Annotated in this window: 10 protein-coding genes; 1 reads left to right on the top strand and 9 read right to left on the bottom strand. The window is 40.4% G+C overall.

The genetic code is table 11. The annotated features are described in order from the left end of the window. Positions 1-8: 8 nt before the first annotated feature. The 9 genes from AAHB15_RS01225 to bglB form a co-directional block, all read right to left on the bottom strand. Positions 9-689: a rhamnogalacturonan acetylesterase gene (locus AAHB15_RS01225; RefSeq protein WP_335575765.1), complete on the bottom strand. Its 681-nt coding sequence runs from the start codon at positions 687-689 to the stop codon at positions 9-11. Positions 690-819: 130 nt separating this feature from the next. Beyond that, positions 820-2901 (bottom strand): glycosyl hydrolase 115 family protein, encoded by a 2082-nt coding sequence (locus tag AAHB15_RS01220; RefSeq protein WP_342041601.1) that lies wholly within the window; start codon positions 2899-2901, stop codon positions 820-822. 77 nt (positions 2902-2978) lie between these two features. After that, positions 2979-4007 (bottom strand): glycoside hydrolase family 88/105 protein, encoded by a 1029-nt coding sequence (locus tag AAHB15_RS01215; protein WP_342041600.1) that lies wholly within the window; start codon positions 4005-4007, stop codon positions 2979-2981. Positions 4008-4209: 202 nt separating this feature from the next. Beyond that, complete coding sequence (locus tag AAHB15_RS01210) at positions 4210-5517, bottom strand: Gfo/Idh/MocA family protein (protein WP_335574793.1); 1308 nt, start codon at positions 5515-5517, stop codon at positions 4210-4212. A gap of 132 nt (positions 5518-5649) precedes the next feature. Further along, positions 5650-6405 (bottom strand): 2-dehydro-3-deoxy-D-gluconate 5-dehydrogenase KduD, encoded by a 756-nt coding sequence (gene kduD / locus AAHB15_RS01205; protein WP_335574792.1) that lies wholly within the window; start codon positions 6403-6405, stop codon positions 5650-5652. Between the two features lie 24 nt (positions 6406-6429). Then, complete coding sequence (locus AAHB15_RS01200) at positions 6430-7272, bottom strand: sugar phosphate isomerase/epimerase family protein (RefSeq protein ID WP_335574791.1); 843 nt, start codon at positions 7270-7272, stop codon at positions 6430-6432. A 66-nt stretch (positions 7273-7338) separates the two neighbouring features. Next, positions 7339-8169: a 5-dehydro-4-deoxy-D-glucuronate isomerase gene (gene kduI, locus AAHB15_RS01195; protein WP_335574790.1), complete on the bottom strand. Its 831-nt coding sequence runs from the start codon at positions 8167-8169 to the stop codon at positions 7339-7341. Between the two features lie 41 nt (positions 8170-8210). Next, positions 8211-9224, bottom strand: a complete 1014-nt coding sequence (locus AAHB15_RS01190) for a sugar kinase (protein WP_342041599.1) — start codon at positions 9222-9224, stop codon at positions 8211-8213. 17 nt (positions 9225-9241) lie between these two features. Beyond that, a complete protein-coding gene (gene bglB, locus AAHB15_RS01185; protein ID WP_335574788.1) occupies positions 9242-10327 on the bottom strand; it encodes a beta-galactosidase BglB in 1086 nt (361 codons plus the stop codon). Positions 10328-10818: 491 nt separating this feature from the next. On the opposite strand from bglB, the gene AAHB15_RS01180 reads away from it, so the two are divergent. Then, positions 10819-13392, top strand: a complete 2574-nt coding sequence (locus AAHB15_RS01180; RefSeq protein WP_342041598.1) for a rhamnogalacturonan lyase — start codon at positions 10819-10821, stop codon at positions 13390-13392. The last annotated feature ends 116 nt before the right edge of the window (positions 13393-13508 follow it).

Here is a 13508-nt window from a genome sequence, read left to right as displayed (position 1 = left end):
CTATCATTCTATTCTTTAATAAAATTAGCGATGGGTAATTGTAATTCCCTTATTCCTTCTATGACTAATTTGGCGACTTCACTTGCTCCATGTTCACAAAAATGAGTGTTATCCTGTATCCCTTCTGGGTAATTAGGATGTACTTTAGGCTCAAACCATGTAAATAATTGCTTTGAACCCTCTACGCCTAATGATTCATATAGCTTACTTGTCTTTGTTAATAAATCAATTAGCTGTACTTCCAACCGTCCAGCTAACTGAATCATTGATTGAGGATAGTCCCCCAGTGAGTGCACTAAGTTATCCTTTTCATCAAAATGTCTGCGATTTACGGAGGTAATCAAGATCGGAGCAGCTCCTTTTTCCCTAGCACCTTTAATATATTCTGTCAGGTATGACTGATACGTTGTAAAGGCTTCTGTCCCATATGGTTTTTGGTCATTATGTCCAAATTGAATGAACAAATAATCTCCCTGTTGAATTGACTCTAGAATCGCTTCTAACCGTCCTTCTTCAATAAAACTGTTTGTACTGGCTCCACCTTTTGCATGATTATGGACTTTTACCTCATCCGTAAAAAAAGATTGTAATACCTGTCCCCAGCCTGCCATGGGTGCTTCATGCGGCGGGCAGTTGGCTACTGTAGAATCTCCTGCTAAAAAAATTTGGACTGGTCTCTTCGAAACCATTTGAACCCCTCCTATTACTTTTTCCCTTTAATTTTTGTACAGGTTTTACTTCATAAACTCTTGATAAGGCGACACCATAAGGGTAATGGAAGTAGGATTAATATTCCTTTTTATAAAATATGCTATAGAACTAATTTACCATTTCTTGTAATTCTTCTAATCTTTTTGAAAGTTCATCATCAGATAATGGATTGCGATGAGTATTTTCCAAATAAATATATTTTTCAGTTTCCGGCATCAAATACTCCTTATACCATAAGAAGAAATCCGGGCTATCCCCTTGCATTCTGATAAATTTGCGTAAAGCATCGAGTGAATACAGGGTACTTTTAACATTGGTTAACCAATCTGCACGATAAAAATTTTCCCATTTCTCGTGTTCCGCCCGTTTTAATGCAAGAATACTATCGTTATAATAGCGTAATGATCGTGACACCCGAACAAATGCAAGAACGTATTCTTGTTTTTTAAAATGGAAATATCCATTACATAAGGCTATAAAACCTTTACATCCGGAAACGTGTAGTTCAACGTGCAAGGTAAACTGGTCGTAGAAGCGCTGCTGATCCTCTTCGCCAAGTTCGGCGCTCAAGTTCCGGCATTGCTGTAATAACTTCTCCCAGCCCATGAGCCCATTTTCGCATTTGTTCTTAAACCAAAGGACCTGTTCATCAAAGGGGATTTTACCTGTTGCCCAAAAAAGTTTGGATAAAGGGATATCAGCTTTTCCCTGAAGCCAGTGGCCGATGATTTCCCTGGCGGGGTGATGGTAAAATTCCTCTCCCGCTCTATCATCTTTATTTTCACCATATGGGATGGAGAGGTTAAAATAGCTTTGATAAAGCTGTGTGATCTGTTTGGTTCCTGTTTGATACAAACGTTTTATAAAACCCTCTAAGTGTTTTTCTTGATTCACTGTTCCTTTATTCCATAATTCACTCACGAGATCTAAAGGATAAAGATGGGGCCGAATATTTCCGCTGTTTAACAATAGATACGAATCTGCTCTTGCTTCAAAAGCTTTCTCCACCTCCTCGATCATCATCTTGGGTGGTGAGGGGAACATCGTTAAATGATTGGAGGCCTGCAGGTCATGAAAAGTAATATGATAGTAAATACCATGTTCACCATGATCCTCCGCAGTCGGTAAAGAAGGGATCCTGAGGTTTTCATTCCCTTGTCTGCGTGAAACCATTTTCCCGTATCCATTATCAGCCCAAATGTAGATGACACCCTCAGGCACTTTGATATGCCCTTCTTTATATAACTCTGCTATTTCACCATATAAGGCCATAGAACATACTGGCTGTTCGATAGACTGCCTAATCAATTCATATTGCCTTTCGACTACCTTGGAAATCATATCGCCCCGTTTTTCTGGTGTGTCAAATTCCGGGGCATATTGCCAAAAAGGTGCATCCCCTTGTCCACGAAACGAGAGGACCCAGATGATTTTTTGATGTTTTTGTTTTTCAATAGCTTCCTTCCACAGATTCTCAAAGAGTTCTGGATTTTCTTGATAGTTTGGTTGTTTACCAGGATAGGCCCGTAAAAACATTTCTGCTCCCAATGGTTCCGCATGGTGATGGGTCACCCATAGTCCCAGCTCTGACGCCAAATCGGCATGAATCCCATGTCTTGGAAGATCCGTTCCCGGGATCACCATATTCCCTCTACTGCGTAATAGAGCTTCAAACACGGGGTACCATACTTCTTTTGTTGGTGGATATTCTTCCTTCCAACCTATTAAACAAACCTCATCATTAACGAACCAGCCTCGATATCTCACCTTTGGTTTTTGAGAATCATAGTCTTGAACAGGGATGAGTACCTCCGCTTTTTGTTCAATTGGAAGATCTGCCCAGAACCAGAATGGATCCACCCCTAAGTAGTGTCTGCTGTAATAGAGAAGTCCATAAATAATCCCCAGATCATCATTCCCAATGATGTGCATGACCGGTTTCCCATCTTGAAGATTGAACCGAAAACAATAACTCTCTGGCCACTCGGGACAATCATCTTCCTTGGTGGCATATCTAATAATTAAATCAGGTTCCTCCTGAAAGGATGATGTTAATATAGGTGGCTTACCAAATACCTTAGTATGGTCCCTGACGATCATATCTAGTGCATTTTGAACTGGGGTTGTTATGTTTTCTGGCGGAAAAATAGCTGTACTTTTATCAATTAGAATAAACGAGTGATTGAACATATTTCTCCCCTATCTTTTTATTATGTAAAAATACCTGTGGAAGGAAGCCCCCTCCGCAGGTTGATGTTTTTTTATTCTCAATTTCCACTATGGTGTTTTAGTAATAAGGATAAAAAGGCAAGGACCAGGCCCTGCCCCCAGCCCTGAACTCTTTTATAAGGAACCCATTTATACCCTTCGGCATCATCCATGACTGCTGTTCCGGCTGAAACATTCATGATAGACCCGTCCTCTTTAACTTGCTTCAGGATACCATCCGTTGATTTTTGAACATATTTGTTATACAGTTTCCCTTTTGTTAGTAAAGCTGCTGCAATCCCCGCGGAACCTGACGTTTCTAAATATGATTCAGGATCTGTCACAATTGTATGCCAAAGGCCAGATTCATCTTGTAAGCGAACCAATGCACTTAGCTGATCACGGAGTGACCCTTCTATAATCATAAAAGATGGATGCTGCACCTTCACAAGCTCCAAAGCTCTAGCCATTGTGTAGGCTGCCCAGCTGTTTCCACGGGCCCAAAAAATGCCGGACATATGGTCTTGGGCGATATTGTCCCAGCCATGATAGTATAGGTTGGTCAAGTCATCCTGGAGAAACTGCTCATGAGCATGATATTGCTTTAAGCCGAAATCAATGTAATCCTTCCGATCGAGTATATGCCCTATTCGTAAGAGAAAATAGCCCGCCATAAACATCGTATCGACCCATGCCTGCTCGGGGAACACGTTCTTGACACCGTTTACAGTATGCTGCAAAACACCATCTGCAAATTTCTCTGCATCATTTAATAAGAAGTCTGCCATTTGAATGGCATATTCTAAATATTTTTCCTCGTCTGTTGCTTTATATAATGTAATGAGTGTATGTCCGATGGAGGAGGCATTCACGGTTAGCTTGGGCAGTCCATCATCTAATTCTTCATCGACCCAATTCTTAATAAACTCTAAATATTTTTTCTCGCCAGTTGCTTCATATGCCTCGGCAACACCGAAAAAGGCAACACCGCCCGGCCAGTCCCAGCTGAAATCCATTTTTGAAGTCCTATCGACAACGAGTTCAATAGCTTCTTTTACTTTTTCTTCATCAAATACAAGTTGAGGCATCTTTATCCCACCCAAAATTAATAAATATAGATAGTTGGCATAACTTTTTGATTCAATTGAGCTTGAAATGAAACTTTATCCGCGCTTTTTTGAGCCATATCGGCGGTTTTTGGAATTTTATCGGCCTTTTTAATTACTTATCGGCGCTTTTTCCCATTTTATCGGCGGAACTCAAAAACACCGTTTGTCCCCTAATAGTTCACTAGACTAATTGAGAAGAATCACTTGTCTGCTTTAATAATTCTTTAATACTAAAAGGTCGATTTTCCATAGCTGACCGCCAAACGCCCTCACCTAATGCAATGGAATAGGCCCCCGCTTCGGCACCTGCTAAAATTTGATAAGGACGGCTCGGATCCACCCCCATGAAGAAATCTTCTTGAAGTAACGGATCTCCCCCACCATGTCCCCCATCATTTTGCAGGACATGAATGATTTCTTTTGAACCAAATAGTGGATAATATTCAATCGTCTGTTCCGGGAATGGGAAAGGAATTCTGCTTGGTTCATGATATTCCGTCGTTTCAATTCTCCCTTTTGTCCCGTTTATAGCTAAGCGATAACCTTCATATGGAAGCGAAAAATTAACGGAGTAGCTTAAAAAAGCACCTTTATCATATTTAACCGTCACGGCATAGGTATCTTCAATTTCAATTTCATGATCGAAAATACAAGAATCTGGGCGGTAATTCGTATAATTATGTGCCGACTTTTCAATACCTTCGGATTTAATATGATCATCTTTAATTGCCAAGTTATTTCGGCGATTCGACCAGCGCATATAATATTGGCAATCTTGTTTTTCCTGGCAAGTACTGCAATAACGATGATCGGTTGGACTTGGATTTAATTCTCCGTCTTTGCCGTAATAATTTAAGGCACCATAGGCAAAGACCTGCTCCGGTTTTTGGTCAATCCACCAATTGACCAAATCGAAGTGGTGAGTTGATTTATGAATCGATAAACCACCTGAACGATTTCGATCGCGATTCCATCTTTTGAAATAGCTGGCACCGTGATAGGTGTCGATATACCAGTTCAAATCAACAGAAGTAACTCTGCCAATTTTCCCTTCTAAAATCATCTCCTTAATTTTTCGATGGAAAGGATTGTATCGGTAATTGAAGGCTACAATTACTTTTCCATTACTTCTTTCCTCCGCCTCCATGACCCTTTTGGCATCGTTAGCATTAGTAACCATCGGCTTTTCCGTGATAACCGTTAAATCATTCTCTAAACCTTGTAAAATATAATCGATATGGGTATCATCCCGGCTCGTCACCACAACAGTATTGGCATTAGTCTCTTTAATCATTTGTTGAAATTTATTTGGATGATAAGCAGGGATAGAACTTAAGGATGGAAAACTTTCCTTTGCGACTTCCATTCTGCGTTCATCTGGATCGAGCAATCCAACGATTTCATTTTGCTGCGAAAATTGTGTTAATACTGGCTGTATAAACATCCCAAGTGCACGATTGCTCAGGCCGCAAACTACGATTCTATTCATTTTGTTCCCTCCATTACCGCATGTTAAGTTTGTTTTTTACCTATTTACCTATAAAAAATCCCCATCGTAATTCTGTTGTAAGCAAAATTAAAATGGGTATTTGTGATTGAATGAACTTTATGGATTATTCTATTAAGAGCTTAACCAGCCGCCGTCGACCGGTAAGATGTGACCGTTAACGTAATTGGAGGCGTCAGAAGCTAGGAAAACGACCGCTCCTTTTAAATCTTCTGGAGTTCCCCAACGTCCTTGTGGAATTCTTGAGGTAATGGAAGCATTCCGGCTTTCATCTCCACGAATTGGAGCCGTATTATCCGTCACCATATAGCCTGGTGCTATCGCATTTACATTGACGCCTTTTCCTGCCCACTCATTTGCAAATGATTTTGTCAGGCCTGCCACCGCATGTTTGCTGGCTGTATAAGCAGGTACACGTAATCCCCCTTGGAAAGATAACATGGAGGAAATATTAATGATTTTCCCTGAGCCTTTTTCAATCATATGTTTGCCCACTTCACGGCATAATTGGAAAACGGCATGTTGATTAACATTAATGACTTCATACCAATCTTCATCTGAGAAATTCTCCGCTTGTGCACGACGAATGATGCCGGCATTGTTTACTAAAATATCAATTTGGCCGGTAACGGATAAAGCTTCCACAACAAGCTCACTGGGCGCCCCTTGCTTGGACAAATCTATTTTAAGGTCATGAAAAGTTCCGCCGATGGCTTCAATCTGCTCACGGGTTGCTGACATATCGCTCATGCCTGCACCAATGACGGCTGCCCCCGCTTCGGCTAGACCTATTGCCATGCCTTGGCCAAGTCCCCGGCTTGCACCAGTGATAAGGGCCACTTTCCCTTCTAATGAAAATAAAGATTTCATGTTACTTCCTCCTTACAAGTCTTTTTAGACTTGTTCGTACTTATTTTTTAAGAACACGAGACTCTCATTAATAAAAGGTTCTGTCGTTTCTTCCATTAAAATATTGAGATAAGGCTTTTTCTGTTTGGTCTGTTTTAAGACAACATCATAATTTAATAGTCCTTGGCCAACTGCCACTGTCTTCAATTGGTTATCCTCTACAACAAAATCTTTGGCATGGAGGATTACAATTCTGTCACCAAGCAGTTCAAATGCTTCCTGGATAATTTTGTCCTGATCTTGATAGGTATCAATCGTTAATAGATTGACAGGGTCAAGAATTACTTGAAGATTATTGGAGTTGACCATATCCAAAAGTCGCTTCATCACTTTCGGAGAATAAAAAGGATGATTCACACCAGCTTCAATTCCTACAATGACTCCAAATTTCTCCGCTTCCTGCACTAGTTCCCGAACACTATCAACCACTTCCAGAAACGGCTCTTCCCTAAAATTTTCAACTGTATAAACAATCTCGGGATTGACGTTACCCGTTTCGGTCGCCACTATACTGCAGCCAAAATCCCTGGCAAAGCGGATATGCTCTTTAAAACGCTCGATCCCTTTTCTCCGTTCTGCATGGTGAGGATGAATCATGTTGAAATAACAGCCTAATACGGCAATTTGAACATTTTTTCGTGCGAACGCTGTTCCAATATGATGGGCCAAACCAGGACTTAATGTCCCTGGTTCGAGCTTCATATAATCAAAGGATTTACCTAAGGCTAACTGAACAGATGTGAGCCCTTTTCCTGCTATCTCTTCTACTAACTCTTCTAGGGGACGATTTTCCACATCATGTGCTCGTATACCAATGTTCAACTTCATCACCTACAATCAATTTTTCGAGAATAAAACGTTCTTATCCCAGAGTTAAATTATCCCTGGAAGCAACTACCTTAAATCTTCCATTTTGACATGGTCCATGTCATCATACGTGATATTTTCACCGCACATCCCCCAAATGAAGGTGTAATTGCTTGTAGCAGTTCCTGTATGAATGGACCAGCTTGGGGAGATGGCCGCTTGTTCGTTTTTCATAACCAAGTGTCTTGTTTCATCCGGCTTACCCATGAAGTGGAAGACACGAGTTTCTGGTTCCATATCAAAATATAAGTAAACTTCCATCCGGCGTTCATGAGTATGGCATGGCATGGTATTCCAAACGCTTCCAGGGGATAACATTGTTAATCCCATTTGAAGCTGGCAGGACTCACATACATTCGGATGAATATATTGGTGGATTTTTCGTTCATTTAGGGTTCCAGGGCTGCCTGCTTCAAGCGGTTTAATTTCATTAATATCAATCTTTACTGTCGGATATTTATGGTGTGCAGGAGTGGAATTGATATAAAATTTAGCCGGATTTTTAGGATCATTGGATCTAAATAAAACCTCTTTGGTTCCTTTTCCTACATATAATCCGTCATAACGCTGCATATCATATTCTTCACCGTCAAGAATGACAAGGCCGTCTCCGCCAATATTGATAATCCCCATCTCACGGCGTTCTAAGAAATAACTAACCCCCAGCTCTTTATCAAGTTTAATGGCCAATTCCTTTTCTGTCGGTGTAACGCCTCCGAATATCATGCGGTCCACATGGGTATAAGTTAGATGGACTTGGTCCGCTTCGAAGAGCGTTTCTACTAAAAATTCCCTTCTTAGCTCCTCAGTATTATATTTCTTCATATCTTCCGGATGATGTGCATAACGAGTTTCCATTTTTCATTCTCCTTTTCTATGTTTCTATTTTTAAAAATTCCTTAGCGGACAATTTTGCCTGCTTCGCTGTCCATTACTTTCACTATTTCCTCTATTGTAAAAGCATTGCAATCTCCATGAATCGTATGCTTTAGTACTGATGCCATTGACGCAAAGGAAATGGTTCGAGATAATGACCATTTTTCTAAGATGCCGTGCAACACCCCCGCCGCAAAAGCATCCCCTCCTCCTACTCTATCCACAATATGATCGATCAAATGCTCCGTGGATTGGATCAGCTCACCTTTCGTATAGATGTTGCCTTGAAGCTTATTGGTCGAGGCCGAAAGAACCGTCCGAAAAGTGGAACTCATGTATTGGATATTCGGGTACAACTCATTTATTTTTTCATAATAGTATTTAAGTTTTTTTTCTTTTAAAAGTGAGTCATTTGCAGGTCCGATACCTAGTAAATGAATAGCATCCAATTCTCCGCAGAAACAGATATCAATATAGCCCAAGAGCGGTTTTATCGCTTCCGCGCACGCTTGCTGGCTCCATAACGATGCCCGATAATTAAAATCAAGACTGGTCATAATTCCTGCTTCTTTTGCCTTCTTAACTGCCAACAACACGAGATCTCTTAAATTCTGTGATAATGCAAGAGTGATTCCAGTAACGTGAAATAGGTCAATTCCTTGGAATAGTTCACCAAAGTTTAATTCTTCGACAGTTAGACCTGAAAAGCTTGAATATTTCCGGTCATACGTTACTTGTGCACTTCTCCCACCTACTCCGCTCTCCAGATAATAGGTCCCTAACCGCTCTCCGCCTTTAATAAGGGAATTGGTATTTACACCATAAGATTGGAGATGTCTTTCCACCGCAGCGCCCAGTGGGTTACTTGGGACTTTGCTCACAAATTTGACTTCATGGCCAAACTGCGAAAGCGAAACCGCCACATTGGCCTCTGCTCCGCCATAATGCATCAACAGGTTATCTGCTTGAAAAAGTCTTTCTCCTGATTTGGTAGAGAGACGCAGCATAATCTCTCCAAGCGTCACTATTTTTTTCATGTAAATGCCCCTCTAACTTAAATTCTGTAATACAGGTACTCTACTAAAGAAAGAATAGCCATGGATTGTCCATAAGGCATCCCAGTTACGGGGATTTCCTTGTAAAATTCTTGTGTTTCTCCCATTGCTGTTCCTGCCGATACATGCTGCAATTCCCCGTTTTCGTCAATATTCTCAACCACTGCCTGTATCGCCTTTAGTCCCATATTTAAATACCTTTTATCCGTATAACGTTTCCGAACAGCCTTTAAGGTTCCAAAAGCGAAGCCTGCTGTACAAGACGCCTCCACATAAGAGGTTGGATCATTTAGCACTGTATGCCATAAACCGCTTTCATTTTGGTGTGTTTCAAGCGCTTCAATTTGTCTATTAAGCGTGTCAATTAGGATTTGACGGACAGGATCGTTGTCTGGTAAATCTACTAAATCTAAAAACTCTGGAATCGCAATCGTGACCCAGGAATTGCCGCGGCCCCATAGCGCTTCCGCAAAGTTGTGATTTCCTTCAAACGTCCAACCGTGGAACCATAATCCCGTTTTCTTATCAAACAGGTATTTAATATGTACCAAGAATTGTTTTTTTGCTTCTTCAATATACTCAGACTTGTTCAGTAATAAACCGATTTTGGTTAATGGTAAAATACTCATCATTAAGGTGTCATCCCATAATTGTTGATAATTCTCCGATCCAAACACGACATGCTGAATCCCGCCATCCTTAGTTCTTGGCATATCATGATAGAGCCAATCCCCCCAAGTTTCTAAGTATGGAAGATAAGCAGGATTGTTTGTTTCTTCATACAAATAGGCTAGGGTTAGCATTTGCACCATCGTGTTAACATTTTTTTCGACTGGCGGTTCTTTAAACTGATTGTCGAACCATTTTACAATGATATTTAATACGTTTTCATTTTTTGTCAGTTTATAATACTTCATCATTCCATACAGGCCGACACCTGCTGTCCATTCCCAATAGTTAAAGCTCTTATTATCAATTTTTCTGCCATCGGCAAGCGGAATGGCATACTTCCCGTCTGGGTCATTTAAGTTAACTAGGTTATCAATCAGTAATTCAATTTTCTTTTCTATTTCATGTCTGTGCACTTTGATTACCTCCACTAATGTTATTGCAAGAGCATGCGTATAAAATGGAATTTTAGTGTTAAGCATTCACCTTTTATTATATGGAAACCCTTTCTTTAAATAAATTTAAAATTCCGTTTTCTTTTATTAAAAAACAGTGTTTTCTTAAGACTGATTTTCAAGCAAATATACATTCTTTGAAATGTGCAGTTTTCCTTATTTTTTTTTACCTTGTTAGTACCTTTTTGAAACAGCAGCATATCGGTTCTTTTGTACTGTGAAAATAGTTACAAATTGTCTTTTTAGTGATAGGAACACACTGTATTTTCACTAAAAATAACGGAATTTTAAATTAAATGTTCGGAATAATTAAAATATAATGAAGAGGGTCTTTTCATCTTGGAATTTACTTTGTCTTGTACTTTTAATAGAGAGAGGTGTTGGCACTCACTATTGTAAGCGCAGTCATTTATATCTGTTTAATAAAATACAGTCTTTAGGAGGATAAAAATTTGAAGAAACGTTCTATTACTAAAAAGCTTTTATCTACCACAATCGCCTTACCCCTGTTATTAACAAGTGTTTCTACTGTCACTGCCAGCGGAGTCCAAAACACCCAGCCTTCAAGCAAATTCCAGGGAAAAGGAGTCCAGTTAGAGTACCTTGACAGAGGTTTAGTAGCCGCCTCTACATCTGAAGGAGTCTTTTTAAGCTGGCGCCTGCTGGCAAATGAAGCAAAAGGATCTTCTAAAACTGGTTTAACTGGTGTAGATTTTAATGTCTATCGTGATGGTAAAAAGATCGCCACGGTTACGGACAGTACCAACTTCTTAGATAAAGATGGCAGTACTAAATCTAAATACTATGTAAGTTCCGTTTTGGACGGTAAAGAATTAGACCAAAGTGCTTCCGTCACCGCATGGGGTCAAGCCTATTATGATTTAGCCCTAAAAAAGCCAGCAGATGGAGTAACCCCAGCTGGTGAGACCTACACTTATTCGGCAAATGATATGAGTGTTGGAGATGTTGACGGCGACGGGAAATACGAATTTTTCGTCAAATGGTATCCTTCTAATGCCAAGGATGTGTCACAAGTAGGCTACACCGGAAATACGTATATTGATTGCTATAAGTTTGACGGCACTCTCCTCTATCGCATAGATTTAGGTGTGAATATTCGTTCCGGTGCCCATTATACCCAGTTCCTTGTATATGACTTTGATGGGGACGGGAAATCGGAAATCATGTTCAAAACGGCGCCAGGAACAAAGGTGATTAAATACGACAAAGCAGGTAACGTCACCTCTGAAAAATATATCACGATGCAGCAAAAAGACATTGAGGCTGGATATAGTAATACCGATGATTATCGGATGAGTAAAGAAGACTATTATAATCATGTAGTTAAAATGTTTATGAACTGGGACAAGCAGGAAGAGGTAGTGAATGGGCATTGGCCAAAAACACTGGAAGAATGTTTTGGAATTGCAAAGAAATACAGCTACCCTCTTTCGAAAGAAGATGCTGAAAGCTTAACCGATTATTTCATGGATGTATATGCCCCTAGCCGAAGCAGCAATAACAAGCTCAGAAACTTTGAAGGATTTATTGTTGACGGCCCTGAGTATTTGTCTGTCTTTAATGGTGAAACAGGTGCCGAAATGGATACCATTGACTATAAACCTGGACGTTATGACGATGGCCTGATGTGGGGCGACTACGCGATGGCAAGAATTGAGCCAGGAAACCGTGTCGACCGCTTCCTAGCAAGTGTAGCTTACCTCGATGGTGAAAAGCCTTCTGCTGTTTTTGCCCGCGGTTATTACACCAGAACCAATCTGGTTACATATAGCTGGGATGGAAAAAACCTGAAGGAAAACTGGGCGGTTGACAGCGGCTGGACACCAATGACTAATCCATTTAATGACAGTCCACATGGAAAAGATGGTACAGATCCACAATATGGTTCAATTACTACCCAGGGGGCACACTCGTTAAGTGCTGCAGATGTGGATGGTGATGGAAAGCAAGAAATCGTTTATGGAGGAGCTACCATCGACCATGACGGCTCTCTGTTATATAGCTCAAAAGATATCTTGCCGCCACAAAGCTCATCACCAGGAACACTTGCCAGATTAGGACATGGGGATGCACTTCATGTAACAGACATTGATCCAAATAGACCTGGTTTGGAAACCTTTATGGTTCATGAGGGAGCAACAGGAGCTCCATATGGGTATTCACTCCGTGATGCTAAAACAGGTCAAACGATTTATGGTGGTTATACTGGTAAAGATACTGGCCGAGGGATGGTTGGAGATATTGATCCATCACATCCTGGTTTAGAAACATGGGCTGTTGGTTTATGGACAGCGGATGGACAAAAAATTAGTAATACTGCACCAGGAACTAATATGAATATTAAGTGGGCTGCAGATATGACTACACAGATTGTGGATGGTGCAAAGGATGTAACACCTACTATTAAAGATTGGCTGAAAGGTACTGTACTTACTGCTGAGGGTACTAGAACAAATAATGATACAAAGGGAAATCCTGGATTAGTAGCTGACATATTCGGTGATTGGCGTGAAGAGCTCCTTGTCAGAACTGCCGATAGCTCTGCCATCCGGGTTTACCTCAGCACGGAAGTAACAAATCATAAATTGTATACATTAATGCATGATCCTCAATATCGCGCGGAAGTAGCTAGGCAGAACACAGCCTATAATCAGCCTTCTTATACAAGCTTTTATTTTGGAAGTGATCTCAACTGGGCTAACGTTCCAATCAATGTATACTGGACACCTGGTGTGTTGTCGGTATTAGACAATAAGATTGAGGATTATAAAGCAAATGGAGAGTTGTCTGGACCGATTGTTCCACAATTAGAAAATTCACTGAAACAGGCTCAGTTCCATTTGGAAAAAGGATCAGTTGATACTGCACTAACTTTTATGGAAAAATTGGCTTCTGAATTAGCCAAGAAAACAAATCAAAACGATCTTTCATCCAATGCTAAATTGAACTTAAGCCATGATGCACAAGAAATGATAGATATGTTAGAAAAAGTAGAGAATAAATAAGATAATTTGCGGATAGAGTGTCTCAACTTGCGGTTAAGCTCCTACTACTTGCGGATAGAGTATTTCAATTTGCGGATAGTCTGCTCTCACTTGCAAATAGAGGGTTCAATTTGCGG

Source organism: Bacillus sp. OTU2372 (assembly GCF_038440275.1).
Taxonomy (GTDB): Bacteria; Bacillota; Bacilli; order Bacillales; family Cytobacillaceae; genus Neobacillus; species Neobacillus bataviensis_B.
Note: the sequence above shows the minus strand (reverse complement) of the source record. Positions and strands in the feature narration are given on the sequence as shown.